This window comes from Pseudarthrobacter sp. SORGH_AS 212 (genome assembly GCF_030818145.1).
Classification (GTDB): domain Bacteria; phylum Actinomycetota; class Actinomycetes; order Actinomycetales; family Micrococcaceae; genus Arthrobacter.
Window position 1 is genome coordinate 2467820 of record NZ_JAUTAA010000001.1, and the last position, 20169, is coordinate 2487988.

Below are 20169 nucleotides of genomic sequence, written 5' to 3' on the forward strand. Positions count from 1 at the left end.
TGTTACTGGCCCAGGACTTCGCTTTTGACGCGCTTGCCCATCTCGGCAACCCCGTCGGACACCGAGCGCTCACCCACCATGATCAGATCGTGCTCCTGGTTGAGGACCTTGTCCGTGGCGGCAGACTTGTCACTGACCGGCATTTCCAGGGCAACCTCGTCCGGGGTGAAGGCCTTCTTGGACAGCTCGTCCGTGGGCATGCCGGCAAGCGTGAAGTACTCGGCGGTGATGGCGTCGTTCTGCAGGGCCGGCACAACGCCGATCTTCGAGATGGCCTTGGCGCCCTCCTCACCGGCGGCCCACTCGATGAACTTCTTGGCTGCGTCCGAGTGCGCGGCGTTCTTGTTGACGGCGAACGCAGTGGGCGAACCGAAAGTGGTGACCTTGCCGTCGTCGTTCTTCTGCGGCATCGGAGCCAGGCCCCAGTCCACGGTGGACTTGCCGTCCTTCTTGGCCTGCAGGATGCCGGCGATGTACCAGGTGCCCATGGGCATCATGGCTGCCTGGCCGGTCTCGAACATGGTGCGGTAGCTGGTCTTCTGGCTCTTTGCGGTGCCGAAGTCCAGGGTGGCACCGCTCTTCTGCAGGTCCAGGGCAGTGTTGTACTGGTCCTCGAAGAAGCCGTAGTTGCCGCTGTTCTGGTCAGCGTCATCCTGGGCGGCCGCGATGGCCTGCACCACGGAGCGCCAGATGTGGTGGTAGGTACCGTAGACCTTCTTGCCGCCGGCCTCGGTGGTGAGCTTCTTGGCCAGTGCGGTGTACTCGTCCCAGGTCAGGTCAGCGGGGTTCTCCACGCCTGCGGCCTTGAGCAGGTCCTTGTTGTAGTAGAGGAGCCAGAAGTCCTGCCGGTAGGGGGCGGCGTAGTACTTGCCGCCGATGTCGAAGGCGTCCAGGCCCGCGAGGTTGTCCTTGCCAACGGTGTCCACCACGCCGTTGATTTCCTGCAGCTGGCCGTTGTTGGCGTAACGGGCGTAGTCGATGACGTTCTTCATGGTGAGGACGTCGGTGGTGTCTCCACCGGCCAACATGGTGGTGACCTTCTGCGGGTAGTCATCGGCGAGGATGTCCACGGGCTCGATGTCGATGTCCGGGTTGGCTGCTTCGTAGCTGTCGAAGAGGGCTTTGAACTCCGGGGTGCCTTCGTAGTTCCATACCGAAACGGTCAGGCGGGTCTTGCCTTCCTGGCCCTGGGGTTCGGCCGGTCCGGCGGCGCCGGCACAACCGGACAGGCCCAGGCCTGCGGTTACTGCCAGTGCGATGGCGGCGAGGGTGGTGCGCTTCATTGCGTGCTCCTTACTGGGTTTTTGGTCTGCCGCATCCGCGGCCGGGGTTGGTTCAGGCGCTCAGGGAGAGGTCTTCGGAGACCACCTGGGCTACGAGCTGTTCTCCGGTGAGGTACCGTTCGAGGTCATTGAGGGCGGCGTCGGACATCCGCCGGGTTTCGGTGCCCAGCGACCCGGCGATGTGGGGCGTGAGCACCACATTGGGCAGGTCATAGAGGACAGAATCCTTCGGCAGCGGCTCGGGCTCGGTGACGTCCAGGAGTGCGTGGATCCGTCCAGTGGCGCACTCAGCCTCCAGGGCCCGGGTGTCCACCAGCGAGCCGCGGGCCGTGTTGATCAGGGTGGCGTGGTCCTTCATGGCCCGCAGTTCCGCTGCCCCAATCATGTGCCGGGTTTCCGGCAGCGCCGGGGCGTGGATGCTTACGACGTCGGACTCCCGCAGCAGTTCGGCCAGGTCCACCAGCCGGCCGCCGGCGGCGGCCACGGCGGCAGGATCGGCATGCGGATCGTGGACCAGGCAGGTGACGTCCTGAAGCTGCTGGACCAGGCGGACCACGCGGCGGCCGATGCGGGAGAACCCCACCACCCCGATCACGCGGCCGATGTTGCCCACCTCACCGCGCTCGGTGGCGTAGGACCAGTCCTCACGCCAGGTGCGGGCATCGTTGGCCAGCACCTGCGCCTTCTTCCCGGCCAGCACGATGGACGCGAACGTAAACTCGGCCACCGGAATGGCGTTCGCATCAGCGCCGTTGGTCACCAGGATGCCCCGATCCCACAACTCAGGCGTGACGAAACTGCGCACCGTACCGGCGCAATGGAACACCGCCCGCAGGTTCGGCATCCGCTCGAGCGCCGCAGCATCAAGCCGCGGCACGCCCCAACTGGTCAGCAGGACCTCAACGTCCGCGAGCCGGGCCGCCACCGCCGGATCCTCCAGCGAATCGGTCCACGGCTGCCCGCCCAGATCCACCAGCTCCGCCAACCGGTCCAACCGGGTGGAATCGAACTGGTCAGCAAAGGTTCCGCGGTTCATGACCAGCAGGGCCTTGGGTTTTGGCGACATCCGGGCCTCCCTTCTCTCATGTTCGTTTGCGTTCACAACCGTAATTCATGTCTTGCATCACATCTAACAATCAGTAGATACTCATGAACAAGACAGAACAACCAAGTTATTCAACATCGATCTAAAACGATCGTATTCGAACAAGTGAGCTGATGATGACGTCCCCTTCCGGTCCCCACACCACGCTGCCGGCATCCGCAGCGCCACTGGCCGCAGCCTGGGGACCCCACGCCTCCCAGCCGTCGCTCCTCCGCCTGTTGGCCGGCGCGGCTGAGCGCATCAGTATCCCCGCAGCGGGCAGTAAAGCGTGGCCTGCCGCGGGGTTGAATTTGCCCGGGCCTGCGCTCGGGCAGGCACTGGAGGAACGGGGAACGCCGTGGCCCCAGCCCCTGGTGTCCCACTACGCCCGGTACTTCCGGGACGGAAACCGGACTGCCTACGAGGGACTGGTGGCCGCCCGCCAGCAGCGGCTGACCCGCGCCGTCGTCATGGCCCTGGCCAGTGATCCCGGCCGCCAGGGCGCGTACGGAAGCGATGCGGAAGCGTGGCTCGACGAGGTCATCGACGGCGCGTTCCTGCTCTGCGAACAGAGCTCGTGGAGCTGGGCAGCGCACGACGACGTCTTCCGCCGCACGGGCTGCGTTGTTCCGGACCTGGCTACACCGTACCTGGACCTCGGCGCCGGGGAGGTGGCCGCGCAGCTGGCATGGCTGGACCATGTCCTGGGCAGGCAACTCGATGACCGGGCGCCGGGGCTGCGGCGGCGCATCCGCGGGGAGGTCACCCAACGCGTCATCCGGCCTTTCCTCGACCGGCTGGACTGGCACTGGCTTGGCCTGGACGGGGACGTCCACAACTGGAATCCCTGGATCCATTCCAACCTGATTGCGGCGGCGCTGTTCCTGGTGGATGACCCCGCCACCCAGGCGCAGACGGTGGCCCGCTGCATCGAGGGGCTGGACCGTTTCCTCGCATCCATCCCGGCCGACGGTGCCATTGACGAGGGCTTTGCCTACTGGTGGAACGGCGCAGGGCGGGCGCTGGAGGGGCTGGCCCTGCTGGAACAGGCCACGGGCGGCGTGCTCGACGGCGGCCTTCCGGTGGTCCGCGAACTGGTCGCCTTCCCGCACCGCATGCACATCGGCGGCGCATGGTTCCTCAATGTGGCAGACGGTCCGGCGCGCGCTGCGGCTGCCCTCCCGTGGGACATGCTGCACCGCTGGGCAGTTCGGCTGGGCGATCCGGAGGCGGCCGCCCACGCCGCCGCCATGGCCACCGGGGCGCCGGATCCCGCCGCGGGGCTCGGCCGTGTCCTGCACGCGCTGCTCGAACTCCCGGAACCGGCTTCCACCGCCAGTCCGGCCCTTCCTCCGCTCGTGGCCGTCACGTACCTGCCATCGGTCCAGATCATGGTGGCCCGGGAAACCGGGGGAACGGCGGATGGACTGCTCCTGGCCGCGAAGGGTGGCCACAACGGCGAGCACCACAACCACCGCGATATCGGCTCGGCAGTGGTTGCCGTGGATGGGGTTCCCCTGCTGGTTGACGCCGGGCAGCCCACCTACACCGCCCAGACGTTCGGCCCGGACCGCTACGGCATCCGCGCGATGCAGAGCAACTGGCACAGCGTCCCGTCCCCGTTTGGCCTTGAACAGGGGACCGGCAGGGAGTTCGCGGCCGGCGTCCTCAGCGCCCCTACCCAGGAGCGGCCGCAGCTGGAGCTGGCCCTGGGAGCGGCGTACGGTTTCGAACCCCGGGCCTGGATCCGGACGGCGGAACTGCGCCGGGCCCCCGGCCGCATCACCATCGCCGACCGCTGGGACCTTCCCGCGCCGGCCACCGGCGGAACGGCCGACGTCGACATCACTTTCCTCACGGCGGGAACCCTGAGCCTCGGACCGGAAGGGACGGCGACCGTGCGCCCGGACGGCATCCGGGCGGTTGGCACGGCAGCCCGGACCCCTCGGGGAGCTGCCTTGCGCTGGGACCCGGCAGCCGTCGTCGTCCTTGTGGACGAATGGCTGCTGGACGATCCACTCCTCGCCGACGTGTGGGGACCACGGCTGACCAGGCTGCGTTTCCGCACGCCGGCCGCAACTGCACCATGCCCTGTTTTCCGCGCCGCCGGCGCATTCACCCTCACTGTGGAGGCAACACCATGAGCCCTGAGCAACCGACCGAACCCACCGGTAAGTCGTTGTTTTCGCTGCAGCGACGGGAACGGCTCATGGAGGACCTGCGGGCGCACGGTGCCATCACCGTCCGCGATATCGCGGCGAAGCTTGGCGTCAGCGAACTGACCATCCGCCGCGACGTGAACATCCTCGCGGATGAGGGCCTGGTGTCCCGCGTGCATGGCGGCGCCACGCTGCCCAGCCCGCTGGACCGCTCGGCAGCGGGCCGGGCCGCCCAGCACAGCTACTCCATCGGCATGGTGGTGCCGTCGCTGGACTACTACTGGCCGCAGGTCATCAGCGGGGCGCGGGCCGAGGCGGAAGAGCAGAACCTGCGGATCATGGTGCGCGGGTCCGCGTACGACGCCACGGACAACCGCAGGCAGGTGCAGGCCCTGCTGGACACCCAGAACATCGACGGCCTGATCGTGGCGCCGGACATGGGCGGCCACCACGGGCATGAACTGCTCCGCTGGCTGAACGCCCTGCCCATCCCGGTGGTGCTCGCCGAACGGCGTGCGCCGGCCGAGATTCCCGCGCACCGCCTCGAATGGGTGGCCACGGACCACGCGTTTGGTGCCGGCATGGCCGTGCGGCACCTGTGGCAGGAAGGCCACCGGCGGATCGGCTGCCTGACCGATTCGTCCAGCCCCACCAGCCCGCACGTGGTCCGGGGCTGGCAGCAGGCCCTGGCCGCACTGAAGATTCCGGTGGAGGACTCTGTCCACGAGGACTCCGCCAGGCAGGACCCCGCCAAGCACGGCAACGGTGGCCGGGCCAGCCACTTCGACCAAGTGCTGGAACTGTGCACCAAGACCGGCACCACGGCAATGCTGGTGCATTCGGACACCCAGGCGGTGGCATTCGTGCAGCACTGCGTGGACCGCGGGCTCACCGTTCCGGGGGACATCGCGATCGTGGGATACGACGACGAGGTGGCCTACCTGGCCGAGCCCGCCATCTCCGCCGTGCGGCCGCCAAAACAGTACGTGGGCAAGGTGGCGGTCCAGCTTATGGCCGCCCGGCTGGCCGAAGGCAGGATGCGTCCAGTGCACCGGATCGAGCTGAACCCGGACCTGATCCTGCGTGAATCCTCCATCGGGGCTCCACGGGTTCCGGCTGCCGGCGTACTGCAGGACTCCCTGTGAGCGCCGCGCCCCTGGCCATGCCCCCGCTGGACTTCCGTATCTCGCCGTATACCGGCCTCACCCGGGGCCACTGGTGCGCGTACGCCGACTACCTGCTGCGGTCAGCGCACCGCCATGCCACGGAAGACCACGCCAACCTGTACCTGCCGGGAGCCACCAGCGCCTACGGCCGGAAAAGCGATTCGCTGGAGGCCTTTGCCCGGACCTTCCTGCTGGCCTCGTTCCGGATCGCAGGTGATCCGGAGGGCACCGCGTGGCTGGCCGACTGGTACGCAAAGGGCCTCGACGCCGGAACCAACCCCGCGAACCCTGACCGCTGGCCCACCCCGGGCGAACTGGACCAGGCCAAGGTGGAGGCAGCATCGCTGGCCGTGGGTCTGGCACTGACCCGGGGCGTCCTGTGGGACCGGCTGCCGCAGCGCGTCAAGGAACAGCTGGTGGCCTGGTTTGAGACCGTGATCGGCCAGGCGTACCCGCCCATCAACTGGGTGTGGTTCCAGATCGTCGTCGAAAAGTTCCTTGCGGGCGTGGGCGGACGATACTCCGATGCGGACATCGACGCCGGGCTGGCCATCCACGATTCCCTGTACCGCGGCCACGGTTGGTTTGCGGACGGCCAGGAGCGCGCCTACGACCACTACGTGGGCTGGGCGTTCCAGGTCTATCCCCAGCTGCTGCAGCTGATGGCGCCGGAGGACCCCCGGGTGAAGGCCCGTGCTGCACTCGACGGCGAACGGCTGGCCGATTTCCTGGACGACGCCGTCCACCTGGTGGGGGCTGACGGCGCCCCGCTGGTCCAGGGCCGCAGCCTGATTTACCGTTTCGCGGCGGCAGCGCCGTTTTGGGCGGGACAGTTCGCGGGTCACACCCGGTTGACGCCCGGTGTGGCCCGGCGGGCGGCCTCCGGCATCCTGAAGTACTTCCTGGACCGGGGCGCCCATAACGCCGACGGGCTGCTGACCATCGGCTTCCACTCCGAGTTCCCGGGCATGAAACAGTCCTATTCCGGAGCGGGGTCCCCCTACTGGGCCGCCAAGGGAATGATGGGCCTCGCCCTGCCCGCCGACCATCCGGTGTGGACGGCCGTCGAGGAGCCGCTGCCGGTGGAATCCGGTGACACCCAGCGGTTCATCGCGGCTCCGGGCTGGCAGGTGGACGGAACCGTCTCGGACGGTGTGGTGCGGATCCGCAACCACGGCACCGACCATGCCAACGCCGGCGTCCGGGTAGCCGATTCCCCGCTCTACGCACGGCTGGGCTACTCCACCGCCACCTTCCCGGACCTTGCCGCGGAATCAGTGGACAACGCCGTCGCCTTCGCCGATGCGGATGGCCGGCTGACGCACCGGACCGGATTCGAGTTCCTTGGCCATTTCAGGCAGGACGGGGTGCAGGTGGGGGCCTCGCGCTTCACCGCGCACTGGATCGATGTTGATCCCGACGGCGGCCCGGACCACGGCAGCGGCGCTGCGGGAACTGCCACGCCGGGGCCGGAGGTGTTGGTGGCATCTGTGACACGCGGCGCCGTGGAGCTGCGGCTGGTGCGTGTCCGCAACGCGGCTCGCAGCCGCGCCCGGTTGCGGATTGGCGGCTGGCCGGCTGATACCGCGGCCGGCCTGGCCAGTGAGGTCTTGCCCGTTGAGTGGGGCGGGGTCCTTGACGACGCCGGCACCTGGCACCGCGAGGCGCCGCACCCGGTGGGGGAGCACCTGGCCATCCCCTGGATTGGCACCGCCGGTGCGGTGGCCGACGGGGACTATGCCGCCGTCGTCGTGCTCTCAGGATCAGGCCCCCTCGCCGAAGCGTGCGGGGCGCGCTTCGGAGCCAACGGCCGGTTCGCCTTCGCGGACGGCGCCACGATCGACGTTGATTCGGTGTTCGCGCAGCTCAATCCCGCGTAGGAACCACTGGTACCCCCTTCAACAACCTCTTTGCGTTGTCGAGTACTCACGAGTAGCACAGTAGTCCGTTAGGTAGTTAAGACGAGTACCCGCTACTGGTGCCTGCCAGGTGTCCAACTGATTAATTGGGGCTGTCACTACTTGACTGGCGGGGACCCGGTCAGGGTGGCAGTTGGTGCGTCAGGGCCCCCGAAGTCCGTTCACCGATGCCCGCCTCACTGGGGTGCCGGACGGCCGGGCATCACGACGTCTACCAGCAGAGGGGGCCGCGGGGTGAGCTCAAGGACCTGGCCGCAGATTGGCGGCAGGACCACCGGAGAGGACCTCGTCCGCGCCCTGGACGAAGCCCGCGCCGGGGTACTCATCACAGGAGCCTCAGGGAGCGGCAAAAGCTACCTCACCAGCCTCCTGACCAAGGAAATCCGTGATGACGCCTACATTGTGGTGCTCCGTGCCAGTGCCGGCCTCACCGCAAGCCCGTACGGCGCGCTGAACGTATTGCTGCGGGACCTGGATTCCCAATTCCTGTCCCACCCGGCGCTCGTGTTGTCTGCCTTAACCACCCTGCTTGCCGAACGGGCCGAGGGCAAACCGGTGTACCTGGTGATTGAGAACGCGGCGGACGTGGACGAGCTCGCCGGAGTGGTCATTTCCCAACTTGCCCGCAACGGAACGGCCGGCCTGATCCTGACCTGCTCCGATCCGCAGCGGCTGGGCAGCGAACTCGCCCGGCTCTGCACGGACGGATATCTGGCACGGATCGAGCTCGGGCCGCTGCCCCTGCCCGAAGCCGTCACCTGGCTTGAAGCAAGCCTCGGCGGCCGGATTTCAGCATCCGCAGCCCACGAATTCTGGACCGCGAGCGGCGGGAACCCGCACTACCTGAAAATGCTTGCCGGGGAGTTGGTTGAGTCGGGCTCCCTCGCGGTGCGCGACGGAGTGTGGGTCCTGACTGCCACGGACCGGCCCCATGGGCCCGCCATTACCGACCTGGTGGTAACCCGGCTGGGCAGGCTGGGGCCCGGAGAACGCATGGCCGTGGAGATCGTGTCCCTGGCCGGGACCGTGCCGCTGGAGGCGCTGCTGGCCATCGCGCTGCCTGACGATGTCGACTCGCTTGAGAGGCGCGGAATCCTGGTGGTGGACCATTCGCTGCCGAGGATGGTCGGCGTGCAGAACCAGCTGCTGCGCGATGTCATCCGCGCCAACATCCCCACCGGCCGCAGCAGCGATCTCCGGCGGCGGTTCTGCGAAGCAGTGGACCCTGCGCTGATGCATCCTGCCCTCACCGCGGCCCTCGCCGGGTGGGCCCTGGAATGTGGTGTTCCGCTCTCCGAAAGAGATGCCCTGCAGGCGGCCCGAATCGCCAATACCCGGGCTGACCATCCGCTGGCGCTTCGTCTGGTCCGTTCCATTCCGGGTCATTACCTCAGTGCAACGGCGGTCGCTGAGGAGTCGTCCGCACTGGCGGCGCTCGGGGCTGTCAACGAAGCGCGAAACGTCCTCCGGCAATATCGCGACAAAATCGGGGAAAGTGCGGACGGCGATGGTCCGGGTCCGCTGCCCCCCGAAGAAGACGTGCGGTTCCAGCTGGCGGAGGCCGCGGTGCTGCAGTCCGATCCGGAGACCATGGACCAGGCAGTGGAACATCTCCGGCATGCCCGGAAGGCATTGGACGGGGAACTGCTGAAGGCAGACCTGGCCGGACGCTCGCGCCTGGGGAGCGGTGACGGTTCGGGCGGTGAAACCGTGCGGTTCCTCCACGAAGAGCTGGTGCTCGCCGAAGCCCGGAGTGCGGGGCTCCTGGGCCGCTATGGCGAGGCCGCCGCCCAGCTGGAAGGTGCCCTTCAGGACTTCGAAACCCACGGACCGGACTTCCGCTTCACGGCCGGGAGCTTGCTGTGCGAGGCCTGGGCGCTGACCGGGCGCCAATCTGAAGCAGCTGATCTTGCCGGCCAGCTGCTCGCCGACAGCCGGAACCCCATGGTGTCCGCTGCAGCGGCATGGGCGGCCGCGGGCCGGTTGCGTTTCGCGCTCCTGCTGGCGGGCTGCTGGGAAGACGCGGCCTCCATGCAGCAGCCGCACTGGGACTCGCCGCTGCCCGCAGGCCAGCCGCTCCCCGCGTGCTTCGACTTGGCCCTGGCTGTCTTGCGGTGTTTTCAGGGCAGGGCACACGAGGGCCTGGAGGCCCTGGTTCCGCTGATCGGGCAGCTGCGCGTGCGGGACGACGAGGGCCTCCTCGGCGCTGCCACCAGGGCGGCGGCGTACGCCTCAGCCCTGCAGGGCGAGCCGGAGCAAGCCGGGAAATCCCCTGCCGGCAAACGGCCCGGGCCTGCGCGGCCCGGACGGCCGCTGGAGTTCATCACGGCGTTTTTCACCATCCTCGCCGCGGACAGCCCCGACAGGCCCCAAGCTGCCATCGACCTACTGATGCGGCTGGCAGATGACGAGCATGCCGCCGGTAATTACGGCCTTGAGGTGATCGCCCTGAGCACGGCCGTCCGGCTGGGACGGACGGCCGCGGCTCCCCGGCTGCTTGAGACAGCGTTGAGGTGCGACGGCGACTTCGCCGGATTGTGCGCAGCCTACGCGAATGCGGTGCTCGCCCATGACGTGGCCCAGCAGGTGGCCGTGGCCCAGCTCGCCCAGGACCTGCAGCACGACCGGTTCGCCTTCGATGTTGCGGAGGCGGTAATCCGCCGTGCACATGCTTTGGAGGACCGCGCCCTGCTCCTGCAGGCCCGGCGCATCGCGGAAACCTGCCGGCACCGGATGCGCGCCCCGGAGGACACCGCCCAGCAGGAAGACCGCATCACCGCGCGGGAGTTGGAGATCGCCACCCTCGCGGCCAGGGGCCAAAGCAACAAGGCCATAGCCGCCAGGCTGCACCTGTCGGTACGGACGGTGGAGGGACACCTCTACCAGATCTACGGAAAATTGAAAATCGTGGAACGCTCGGAGCTGCCGTTTGCCCTGGGCCTCGCTGAGGGGAACCAGCAATGACCGAGGTACTGGCAAACGAAACGCTCGTCGGGCGCTCGGGCATCCTGGCCGCTGTTGCGGATTGCCTGCTGGACCGCAACGGGCCCGGCGTCCTCCTGCTGGGTGATGCCGGCCTTGGCAAGACTGCTCTGGTCAACGCGGTGATCCAGGAACTGGGCCACCGCGTGCGGCCCTTCCGGGTGTTCGCCGGGGCCACGCTGGCCGGGGTCCCGTTCGCCGCGCTGGCACCGTTGATCACCTCGCTGACGCCTGGCCAGATCACCGAGCCGCTGTCCGTGCTGAAGGCAGTGACCGCCGCCCTGAATCCAGCCAGGGAACGGGAATCGGTGCCTGCCGTCCTGGTGGTGGAGGACGCCCAGCACCTCGACGAGGGCAGCGTCGCCGTCCTGGCCCAGCTCACAGCAGCCGAAGTGGCCAAGGTGGTCTTCATCTGCCGCCCCCATCCGGCGCCGCCCGGCGAAATCTTTTCGATGTGGTCCGAAGGATTGCTGGACCGCTTCGATCTGCAGCCCCTGAACGGACAGGACGTCGACCAGCTGTGCGCCCAGGTGCTGGGCGCACCCGTGGTGCCCAGTGCGGGCGCAGTGCTCCGAAGGGCATCCGGTGGCAACCCGATGTTCCTGCTTGAACTCATTGGCAATGCCAGGTCCACCGGCCAGCTGGTCAGCCGGAACGGAGCCTGGATGCTGACCTCTGAGCTGCGCGGCAGCAGCCTGCGGCTCCTGGACCTGGTCCGGAACCAGATCGTCCACCTGGACCACCTGCAGCGTGAAGCCCTGGACACCGTCGCCCTGGCCGAACCCCTGCCTCTGGACGTGCTGCGGCAGGCGAGCGACCACTACGCCGTGGACGAATTGCAGGAGATGCGGCTGATCACCATCGATTCCGATGCCGGGCAGCATGTCCGGCTGGCCCAGCCGCTGGTGGGCGAAGTACTCCGGCAGATTGTGCCGGCCGCCCGCAGCCTGCGGATCCGCCAGCACATCCTGCAGCTCCTCGAAAGCCGTCCGCAGACCATGGACGGCCTGCTCCGTTACGTGTCCTGGGGGCTCGAGGCCGGTGCCAGGATCCCGGACAGCGAAATCCTGGAGGCCGCGCAGCTGGCCAACCGGCTCTTCATCCCCAGCTACGTCGAACGCGTAGCGGGTGCCATCAAAGACCCGGCACTCAAGCTCGCAGCCCGCGTGGAGGTGGCCCGCGCCAAGTGGTACCGCGGGGATATCCGCGGAACGGCATGGGAAATAGGCGGAATCGTTGAGAGGACCAACGATCCTGCCACCCTGCGGCAGGTGTCCATGCTTGCGGCGCAACTCGCCAGGCGCCAGGGGGCCGGACCCAACGCGGTAAAGCAGGCGGCGTACGAATGGGAGGCCGCCCTGGCCCGGATCGCCGAATCCGCCAGGGGAATCGACGCCCAGGAGCTCGAACTGGGACGCCTGGGGAACCGGCTGCTGGTCCTGGAGGGAATGCAGGCGGAGGGCCGCCACGTGGAAACGGAGCGAGAGCTGCGGCAGATCTGGCAACGGAGCGGGGACGGGGAAACGCGGCTGCTCGCAGGAACCCTGCTGGCTGAGTCCATGGCCGTCACCGGCAAACCCCTATCGGCGATCCAGGTCCTGGCCGACGTCAAGGACATCCTCGATGCTGCGGGCCACTGGGGTCTGCAACACACAGGTTTCTTCATGCGCCGCTACATCCTGGCCCTGCTGCACGCCGGCGAGTTCGCTGTCCTGGAGGAGTACCTCCGGGACCATGTGTCCCTGGCGCCCAACTCGCTGATCTACGACGGCGGCGCGCTGCATTTCAGCGCTGGCAGCGTGGACCTGCGCCGCGGCAACCTGGGGGCGGCGCTGCCGTGCCTTCGCCAGGCGGTGAGCATGCTTCGGGTGTCGGACCTGCAAAGCGATCTGCCCGACGCCGTCGCTGCCGCCGCCTACGCTGCATCCCTGCTGAAATTCCGGGAGGTCGCTTCCTCCTACACGCTGGAGCATGAGGCGCTGGCCAGGGACGGGATGGAATCATCCCTGTTGGGCCGTGCCCACGCCGCCATGGCCAAAGTCCAGCAAGTCGGGCTGCGCCCCACGTTGTCCCGGCTGATGTCGCTCGCGGATACCGCGGCAGCCAACGGGGCGGTGGGGCCGGAAATCGATATCCTCGTCCTGGTCCTGCGGGCGGGGGACCTCTCCGTGGTGCGCCGCCTGAAGTCGTTGGCTGAGACCAGCGAAGGCCGCACAGCCGAGTTCGCCGTCAGCTACAGCCAGGCCCTGGACACCAAGGATGCCGCCGGGCTCATCGCCCTGAGCGAATCCGCCGCCAGGGAGGGCCTGGACCTCGCAGCAGCGGACTACGCGGGCCACGCGCTCAGGATCCTCGAAAGCCGGGGGGACAAGTCCCGCCAGCTTGAAGCGCAGCGGCTCCTTAAACGGCGCACCGCGGCCCTGGGCAAGGCGCCGGCGGCCACAAGGCAGGGCATGCCGGACCTTTCAAAGCTGACGCGTCGCGAACAGGAGATCGTGGCCCTGGTGCAGACGGGTTCGAGCAACAGGGACATCGCGCTCAGCCTCGGGCTCTCCCTCCGGACGGTGGAAGGCCACCTGTACCGGATGTTCGCCAAGCTCGGAATCAGCGACCGCGAAAAGCTGATCAGCGGCGATCACGGCGGCGAGCAGACCGTCTAACCATCCTTCTTCGTTAACCAGCGCCTGCTGCGGCGCTGGTTTTCGGTGTTGCCTCCGCGGAATTCCGGGCAATCCAAGGGCGCGTGCCCCTCCGAGTACCAATGCGAGTGGTGGGCCGCCACAAGCCACGTAGTCTCACCGCCGGGTGCGGCGGGCGGGGTCAAAGACGGGTACACCACACTCGCGCCGGGCCAAGGACTTGATTAATACCCTCGTCTTGTTGGCAACCGCCAGCACGAGGGGAAGTGGGCCTCGACATGAAGCGCAGGAAGATTTCCTTTGCGGGGGACAGCCTGATGGCAGTCCGGCCGGAAGGCAGCTCCGATGCGACAGGTCTCCCGCCCTTGGCGGGGACCCCCCAAAACGGACCGGCGGTGAAGGGCGACGTGCCCCCGGAGACCCGGGCACACGCCTTCTCGCCGCCGACTTTTATTCACACTGGAGACAAAATGCACCGGGAGGTCGACTGACCATGGCACCGAACACGAAGGTAAAAGCCCTCAAGAAACAGGTCGCCGTTGAATCCCATTCCCTGCCGGCTGAGGCAGTGGAATGGACTGAGGGCACCGCGGCGAGGGCAATTCCCGCCCAGGACCAGGTGTTCACTTTCGACGTCGCAATCGTCGGCCTGGGATACGTGGGACTGCCCACCGCCCTGGCCATCAATGCCTCCGGGCGGCGGGTCCTCGGGCTCGACGTCTCGGAGCGGCGGCTGGCGGTGATCCGTGAACAGCAGGCGGACCTGCTGGACTCGGACAAGGAGCGGCTGAAGACAGCGCTGCTGGACCCCTCGTTCATGCTGACCAGCGACCTCTCGCTGCTGGCCCACGCTGCGGCCGTTGTGGTCTGCGTTCCCACTCCGGTGGACGAGTACCTTGTTCCCGACCTCGGCATCCTGCGCGCAGCGTGCGCCTCAGTCGTGGAATACGCGGTGCCGGGGCAGCTGCTGATGCTGACGTCAACCACGTATGTGGGCACAACACGGGACCTGCTGGCGATGCCCCTCGCGGCGAAGGGACTCATCCCGGGACGCGACGTGTACGTGGCCTTCTCGCCGGAACGCATCAATCCCGGCGTCGACTCCTTCTCCCACGAAGATGTGCCACGGGTGGTGGGCGGTGTCACCACAGCCTGCGGTGAGGCAGCGGAACGGCTGCTCAGCGCCAGCACCAAGCTGGTCCATGTGGTCCCGTCCGCCGACGCCGCGGAAATGACCAAGCTCGTGGAGAACACGTTCCGGGCCGTCAACATTGCCCTGGCCAACGAGTTTGCCCAGATCTGCCACGAACTGGACATGGAAGTGATGGACGTGATCAACGCGGCCGCCACCAAACCGTATGGGTTCATGCCGTTCACCCCCGGACCGGGAGTCGGCGGGCACTGCATTCCCTGCGACCCGCACTACCTCCTGTGGCAGTTGCGCAAGGCCCGCGTGACGGCGCCCGTGATCGAGCAGGCAATGATCGGGATTGCCGGCAGGCCGCACCAGGTAGTGGAAAAGGCGCGGCGGATCCTCTCCGAGCGGAACCACGGCCTGGCGGGCTCGCGGGTGATGGTGGTGGGCGTGGCCTACAAGCCCGACGTCGAGGACCTCCGTGAATCCCCGGCCCTCGAGATCATCGCCGAGCTCATCGCGGACGGCGCGGAGGTGGCCTACTCGGATCCCTGGTGCCTCACCGCGCCCGATGGCAGGGGCGGCACGCTCATCTCCAATCCCGCTCCCCAACTGTGGGAAGCGGACCTCGTCATCCTGCACACCAGGCACAGCCAGACGGACCTTGACTGGCTGGAGAACGCCGCGGCAGTGCTGGACACCACCTACCGGCTGCCCAAGGCAGACAACGTCACCAGGCTCTGACCACATCACTCCATTTGGAAGCAGGAAGCATGAGAACAGCAATTACCGGCGGTGCCGGATTCATCGGGAGCCACCTTGTGGAGCACCTCCTGGCAGCGGGGGACGAGGTAATTGTCCTGGATGACCTGTCCACCGGCCGGCTTGAGAACCTCAAGGGCGTCATCGGGCACCGCAAGTTCCGTTTCATCGAAGGCAGCATCCTTGACCGGGCTGCCGTGGACAAAGCCGTCGCGGGGGCGGACCGGGTGTTCCACCTGGCCGCCGCGGTAGGCGTCAACCTGATCGTTGACCACCCGTTGGAAAGCCTGCGCACCAACATCCACGGCACGGAAGTGGTCCTGGACTCCGTCCTTGAAGCCGGAGCCAGCCTCCTGCTGGCATCCACCAGCGAGATCTACGGCAAGAACACCTCGGACAGCCTTTCCGAGGAATCGGACCGGATCCTGGGCTCGGCCCTGAAATCGCGCTGGACGTACGCGGCGGCCAAGGGCATCGACGAAGCCTTCGCCCATGCTTACTGGCGGCAGTTCGGGCTGCGGGTGGCGATCGTCCGGCTCTTCAACACCGTTGGTCCACGACAGACGGGACGCTACGGAATGGTGGTGCCGCGCCTGGTACGCCAGGCGCTCGCGGGCGAACCTTTGACGGTATACGGGGACGGGCACCAGACACGCTGCTTCTCCTATGTGGGCGACATCGTGCCCGCCATTACGCGGATCTCCGAGGACGAGCGCGCGTACGGTAACGCCTACAACCTGGGTGGCAACCACGAAATCTCCATCCTCGCCCTCGCGGAGCGGATCGTGGAACTTGTGGGAAGCGACAGCCCCATCACCCTGGTGCCCTACGAGCAGGCCTACTCCGAGGGGTACGAGGACATGCGCCGGCGTGTACCGGACAACACCAAGGCCTTTGGCCTGGTGGGCTTCGACCCGAAGACCACGGTGGACCAGATCATCACCAACGTCGCCGCGGACAACCGGACGGCGAACACGGTGGACGCTTCACGGTGGAAGGTTATTCTCGCCTCCTGATGGCCTGAAGTCCGGTTATCCGGTATTCCAGTGGCCGGGCAGGGATTAATTTCCCGGCCCGGCCATTGGGCTGCAAATTTCCGGAAATGCCGTAAATGTCCGGAAAGCTATGAATTGGCTGTCAAAGTGCGCATTTCCCTCGCCTATGCCACCGGATATCAGGAAAATAAAGTGGCAAGGCATACGAAGGAGCTTGGGTTGAAAAGAGCGGCAGCGCTGAATTATCGGCTTGTACCAGGGGGATCGCGCACGCCCCGAATTCGGCACAACAAGCGGCTCCGGTGGGGCCTCACCGCCGCCCTGTCCTCAGTGGCGCTCATCGCCGCGGGCTGCTCCTCGCCCCCTGCCCCTCCGGCCGGAGGAAGTTCCTCCGGAGAGGGCGGTTATCCGTGGCACACCAACATCGTGGCCACCACCTTTTGGGTGGGCGAACTTTTCGATCCCAGCGCTGACGACGGCAGCCAGGTCATGTCCACCTACGACTCCGGCTGGATGCGGAACTACGGCGGCTGCGACGGGGTGATGAAATCAGGTGCCTGCGAGACCGAACAGCGGACCGAAGCCAACCGCTACATGCCCACCGGCATGACACCCAAGGAGAACCCCTTCTATCTCGACCTGCCCTACGACGACGTCAACGACAGCAAAGCGTTCGCGGAACGGGCCAGTGTCATTCCCTGGGCCAGGGATTCTGCATATGCGGGCCGTGAGCAGGACAGATCATTCAGTTACATGAAGAACCAATGGGTGCGGATCCGCAAGGGAAACCAGGAATGCTACGGCCAGATCCAGGATGCAGGTCCCGGCCAGTACCACGACAAGGAATATGTCTTTGGGTCCATTGATGCCCGCCCTGCCAATAAAGAATTCAACGGGGCCGGCATGGACGTTTCTCCGGCGCTGAACGCGTGCCTGGGTTTTGAAGACATTAACGGCGAATCGGACACCGTGGACTGGCAATTCGTGACACGCGACCAGGTGCCGGATGGGCCATGGCTCGACATTGTCACCACCAGCCAGGTCCGCTGACCCGGCAGCTCCAGGCAGCCCGCCGGCACCGTTAGCGCAGCCGGCCCTCAAAACCTCCGGCGAGGACCCTGGCGAACTCGCCGGGCTCCTGCTGGACTCCGCTGCACACGTGGCTCGCCTGGCCATCGGCAGCGGCGGCTGCACACTCCCGGTCCCGGTTGAGCGACCACATGGACACCCTCTGGATGCCCTTTTGGACGGCGAAGGAATTCAGGCCGCTGGCAGCGTCCAGCCCAAAGACTTCGTCCGGCAGGTCATTGACGCCGATCATCGGAGTCAGCCCCATTTTGGACCAGATTTCCTGGCTGCTGAGGTTGGTCCCCACCCGTTGGTAGCTGATGCTCAGCTGGTCGTGGGTGGAGTCGGCGGCCGCCACCGCCGCGTCCAGCATGCTCTGCGAGGGCCCGCGGCTGGACCCGTAGTTCATGGTCATGATGTTAACGCCGGCAAGGTCGACTCCGGCGGCCAGCATCTGGTCCACCACGGCAATGCCGTCGTCGGTCAACCCGCGGGGTGACGCCGGAAGCGTGAGCCACACATCCAGTCCGCCGCCCCACCCATCCTTTTCCTTTTGGAGGGCGGCTACCGCCTCTGCCCGCCGTTCGCCGGCCGGACCGTTAAGCAACGCGTCCCCCTCGATGTCGAAATCGATGGTGGAGGGGGAATAGCGCTCCACCACTGAACGGTAGGCCGCCTGCAATTGGGCAGGATCCTGGCACGCGACGGCAAGCTCCGTGTTAACCGAGCCGCCAAACGAAACGGCAATGGCGCCACCACTGGACTTAAGGGCGGAGATCCGTTGCTCAAGGTTGAGCGCGTCCCGGGCGGCATCGAGGCTGTAGGCGTTGCCCCAGCTGGGAGCGCACGGCTGCGAGGAGTCTGCGACGACGAAGGCCAGGGTGACGTTCCGGCTCTCCGGCAGGCCGGGCCCGGCCAGGTCGTAGGGCGGGTCAACCGTCACATCTGCGTAACCCGAAAACCACGGTTGCTGTGCCATGCCCGCCTCCGCAATGAAACGCCATAGGAATAACCCGCCAACCAGCGCCAGCGTTACTGCTGCGGCGACCACCGCGAGGCGCGTGCTGGAGCTCCGGTTGCCCGAAGGCAGGTGCAGCCTTTCCGCCCGCGATGGTGCCGGGGACGCGGCAGCCCTGCTGACCTGGCCGGTGCCGGGTTTGGCTGCCACATTTCCCCCGTGTTGGTCGGAATTCCTGTCCACTCTCCTGAACCACCATTTGACCATAGGCGCCTTGTTTTCAGGCCAGGATCGCCTGCATGACGGGCCGCAATCGCCGGACAGGCAGCGCCGAGTAGTGGGTGCGCGCGGGTACGTGGTGCGAAAGCCAAAATACGGGTACTGCCTACTCGTGTCCGGGGGGAACGGCCCTCCATAGGCTGAGGCTGTGAACGACTGAAACCGGTCGGTGGAGAAACGGGTCTCACCATGGAAATCTCGGCAGTGAAGGGCGTTGCCCTCCGATGGCAGCGTGCCGCCGCGGGCAGGTCCGCGCCGTGACCGGCGCATATCCCGGTTCCGGGAGCGCCGGCCGCGGGAATGGCAAGCTGGCGTCAATGCAGGCCCGTGCTTCGCGCAGGAGGGTGGGCCTCCTCGCCGTGTCCTGGATTGCAGTCCTTGCCGTACTGACTGGCGGCGCGTCGCTCATGACGGCCAAAGGCGGGGACCGCAGCGGCGTTGCGGCGGGCCCGCAAACTTCCGATGCGCCCACCGCCGGCGCCGCGCCGCTGCTGTCAGTTTCCCTGACGTTCGACGGCGGCCGGTCCAGCCAGCGGGAGGCGGCCCGCATCCTGGCGGACCACCAGTTGCGCGCCACCTTCTTCGTCAACTCAGGCTTCATTGGCGCAGCCGACTTCCTCAACCAGGAGGACCTGCACCGCTTGGCCGAACAGCACCACGAAATCGGCGGCTACACGGTCACCCTGGCGGACCTCACCGCCGTCGAACCCGGCGAAGCGCAACGGCAGGTGTGCAGCGACCGGGCGACGCTCAGCGAATGGGGTTTCAAGGTGACCAGCTTCGCCTACCCGTTCGGTGCGACGTCCCCCACCGCCGAGGAGATCGTGTCCGGCTGTGGCTACAACAGCGCCAGGGGGCAGGACCGGATCCGCAGCCCGTACTCCTGCGAATCCTGCGCCCCGGCCGAGACCGTACGCCCGGAGGATCCCTTCAACACCCGTGCCACCGCCGAGGTGGGCCGTGATTGGACCCTGCAGGGGCTGCAGCAGACTGTGGAGCAGGCCGAGGCGGCAGGCGGCTGGCTGCAGCTGGCCTTCTACGACATCGATGACTCCGGAAGTCCGCTCTCGATCACCCCGGCCCTGTTCGAACAGTTCGCCGCATGGCTGGATGCGCGGACAGCGAAGGGCACCATGGGGGTGCGGACCGTCCACGAGGTCATCGGGAAGGTGGCCAAGCCTGTGGTTCCGGGAGCGGATGCACCGCCTGCCGGGCCGGGCGTCAACGCCCTGCGGAATCCCGGGCTGGAAACACCGGGGAAGTACGGCCTGCCGGAATGCTGGCAGGTGGCAGGCTACGGAGAGAATTCGTCCGAATTGGCAACCCTGGTACCCGGCTTCCGGGACGGAACGTCCCGGCGACTGGACGTCACGGCCTACAAATCCGGCGACGTGAAGCTCCTCCCTGCCCTGGACCTGGGCGCCTGCGCACCGAGCGTCATCCCAGGCCACGCCTACTCGCTCCGCGCCTGGTACCAGTCCAATGCGCCGACGCAATTCGCTGTCTACTACCGCAATGCCATGGGTGATTGGCAGTTCTGGACAGCCAGCCCGTACTTCCCCGCCAGGACCACGTACGGGCAGGCGGTCTGGGAGACACCGCCTGTTCCCGACGGGGCGGAAGCCATCAGCTTCGGGCTCAACCTTTTCAGCGACGGCCAGCTGGCCACCGATGACTACGAAATGTACGACACCGTGGGGGCGCCGCCTCCTGCCCAGTGAGCCCCCTGCCCCGGGGCCT

At 67.1% G+C, this 20169-nt stretch carries 12 protein-coding genes; 9 read left to right on the forward strand and 3 right to left on the reverse strand.

Translation table 11 applies throughout. The features are described from left to right. Nucleotides 1-2: 2 nt before the first annotated feature. Both QE394_RS11255 and QE394_RS11260 read right to left on the reverse strand, forming a co-directional pair. The gene (locus QE394_RS11255; RefSeq protein WP_349034523.1) at nt 3-1283 is read right to left on the reverse strand and encodes a sugar ABC transporter substrate-binding protein; all 1281 of its coding nucleotides are present in this window, start codon (nt 1281-1283) and stop codon (nt 3-5) included. 52 nt (nt 1284-1335) lie between these two features. Continuing rightward, nucleotides 1336-2349, reverse strand: a complete 1014-nt coding sequence (locus QE394_RS11260) for a hydroxyacid dehydrogenase (protein ID WP_056081217.1) — start codon at nt 2347-2349, stop codon at nt 1336-1338. A 152-nt stretch (nt 2350-2501) separates the two neighbouring features. On the opposite strand from QE394_RS11260, the gene QE394_RS11265 reads away from it, so the two are divergent. From QE394_RS11265 to QE394_RS11300, 8 genes are all read left to right on the forward strand, one after another. Further along, nucleotides 2502-4511: a heparinase II/III family protein gene (locus QE394_RS11265; RefSeq protein WP_349034524.1), complete on the forward strand. Its 2010-nt coding sequence runs from the start codon at nt 2502-2504 to the stop codon at nt 4509-4511. Then, the gene (locus tag QE394_RS11270; RefSeq protein WP_349034525.1) at nt 4508-5671 is read left to right on the forward strand and encodes a substrate-binding domain-containing protein; all 1164 of its coding nucleotides are present in this window, start codon (nt 4508-4510) and stop codon (nt 5669-5671) included. The genes QE394_RS11265 and QE394_RS11270 overlap by 4 nt, the downstream gene beginning before the upstream one ends. Further along, entirely contained in the window at nt 5668-7572 is a 1905-nt protein-coding gene (locus QE394_RS11275; RefSeq protein WP_349034526.1) for a DUF2264 domain-containing protein, read from the forward strand. Before QE394_RS11270 ends, QE394_RS11275 begins: the two co-directional genes overlap by 4 nt. 273 nt (nt 7573-7845) lie before the next feature. Beyond that, a complete protein-coding gene (locus QE394_RS11280; RefSeq protein ID WP_349034527.1) occupies nt 7846-10575 on the forward strand; it encodes a LuxR C-terminal-related transcriptional regulator in 2730 nt (909 codons plus the stop codon). Beyond that, a complete protein-coding gene (locus tag QE394_RS11285) occupies nt 10572-13253 on the forward strand; it encodes a LuxR C-terminal-related transcriptional regulator (RefSeq protein ID WP_349034528.1) in 2682 nt (893 codons plus the stop codon). Before QE394_RS11280 ends, QE394_RS11285 begins: the two co-directional genes overlap by 4 nt. 472 nt (nt 13254-13725) lie before the next feature. After that, nucleotides 13726-15111 (forward strand): nucleotide sugar dehydrogenase, encoded by a 1386-nt coding sequence (locus QE394_RS11290; protein ID WP_268155577.1) that lies wholly within the window; start codon nt 13726-13728, stop codon nt 15109-15111. Nucleotides 15112-15140: 29 nt separating this feature from the next. Beyond that, nucleotides 15141-16145, forward strand: coding sequence for a GDP-mannose 4,6-dehydratase (locus QE394_RS11295; RefSeq protein ID WP_056081198.1), 1005 nt, complete (start codon nt 15141-15143; stop codon nt 16143-16145). A gap of 405 nt (nt 16146-16550) precedes the next feature. After that, complete coding sequence (locus QE394_RS11300) at nt 16551-17174, forward strand: hypothetical protein (protein ID WP_349034529.1); 624 nt, start codon at nt 16551-16553, stop codon at nt 17172-17174. 31 nt (nt 17175-17205) lie between these two features. Here QE394_RS11300 and QE394_RS11305 read toward each other — a convergent pair whose 3' ends face one another. Beyond that, nucleotides 17206-18360 (reverse strand): chitinase, encoded by a 1155-nt coding sequence (locus QE394_RS11305; RefSeq protein ID WP_349034530.1) that lies wholly within the window; start codon nt 18358-18360, stop codon nt 17206-17208. 326 nt (nt 18361-18686) lie between these two features. On the opposite strand from QE394_RS11305, the gene QE394_RS11310 reads away from it, so the two are divergent. Further along, a complete protein-coding gene (locus QE394_RS11310) occupies nt 18687-20150 on the forward strand; it encodes a polysaccharide deacetylase family protein (RefSeq protein WP_056081692.1) in 1464 nt (487 codons plus the stop codon). Nucleotides 20151-20169 lie beyond the last annotated feature (19 nt).